Origin of the sequence: Streptomyces phytophilus (assembly GCF_013870535.1) — a bacterium.
GTDB lineage: Bacteria > Actinomycetota > Actinomycetes > Streptomycetales > Streptomycetaceae > Streptomyces > Streptomyces phytophilus.
Genome location: NZ_JACBXC010001412.1, coordinates 1 through 1,477 on the forward strand (window position 1 = coordinate 1; position 1,477 = coordinate 1,477).

Genomic DNA, 1,477 nt, shown 5'->3' on the forward strand with positions numbered 1-1,477 from the left:
CCGGGCCCCGGGAGGTTCTGGGACACCAGTGGTCTCTCCTTCAGCATGAACGCGAACACCACGCCGAGGACGAGCACGGGCACCAGGTACAGGAAGATGCCCGGCATGGCCTCGGCGTAGGCGCGGATGTAGCCGTCGCGCAGCTCGGCGTCGAGCGCGTGGACGGCCTCGGGGGTGATCGACTCGGCTTCCGGCAGCGAGGCGCCGGGGGGCGGCGGGGGCAGGGTGCCGGTCAGCTCGTCGGCGAGGCGGTCGAAGAAGAGGGTGCCGAAGACGGCCGTGCCGACCGAGCCGCCGATCTGCCGGAAGTAGTTGTGCGCGCTGGTCGCGACGCCCAGGTCGGCGGGGCGCACCGCGTTCTGCACGGCGAGGACGAGCACGGGCAGGACGAGGCCGAGGCCGACGCCGAGGACGGCCATCCAGATGCTGTACGAGAGCTGCGAGGTGTTCTCGTCCAGGCGGGAGAGCAGCCACATGCCGACCGCGGCGACGGCGCAACCGGCCACCGGGTACGGGCGGTAGCGGCCGGTGCGGGTGATGAGCTGGCCGGAGGCGATGGAGGCGACGACGGTGCCGATCATCATCGGCAGCATCAGCAGCCCGGACTCGGTGGCGCTGGCGCCGTCGACCATCTGCAGGAAGGTCGGCAGGTAGCTGGCCGCGCCGAACATCGCCACCCCGGTCACCACCCCGACCAGGGAGGTGACGTTGAAGATGCTGTCGCGGAAGAGCCGCAGCGGCATGACGGGTTCGACGGCGAAGTGCTCGACGACGAGCAGCAGGACGACGGCGCCGGCGGCGCCCGCGCCGAGGCCGAGGATGACGTCGGAGGTCCAGGCGTACTCCAGGCCGCCCCAACTGGTCAGCAGCACCAGGCAGGTGGAGGCGGCGGCGAGGAACAGCCCGCCCAGGACGTCGAGCCGGGGCCGGGCCGCCGGCTTGGGCAGCTTCAGCACCAGCCCGGTCACCAGCAGGGTGAGCAGCCCGAAGGGCACGTTGAAGTAGAAGCACCAGCGCCACGACAGCTCGTCGGTGAAGAACCCGCCGAGCAGCGGTCCCGCGACCGAGGCGAGCCCGAAGGACGCGCCGATCAGGCCCATGTACCGGCCGCGTTCGCGGGACGGGACGATGTCCGCGATGATCGCCTGCACGCCGATCATGAGGCCGCCCGCGCCCACTCCCTGGATGGCGCGGAACGCGATGAGCTGGTCCATGCTGCCCGCGGCCCCGGCGAGCCCGGAGCCGATGACGAACACCACGATGGCGAACTGGAAGACGCCCTTGCGGCCGAAGAGGTCGCCGAGCTTGCCGTAGATCGGCAGGCTGATGGTGGACGTGAGCAGATAGGCGGTGATCGCCCAGGACATCCGGTCCAGGCCGTGCAGCTCACCGACGATCTTCGGCAGGGCGGTGGCGACGATCATCTGCTCCAGGGCGGCGAGGAGCAGCGCGAGCATCAGGGCCGGGAACACCAGGC

1 protein-coding gene is annotated in these 1,477 nt (G+C 71.0%); it reads right to left on the reverse strand.

Annotation, left to right across the window (positions count from 1 at the left end; translation table 11 throughout):
• On the reverse strand, positions 1 to 1,477 hold a 1,477-nt coding region (locus H5J30_RS32885; RefSeq protein WP_181791341.1), incomplete at both ends, for an MDR family MFS transporter.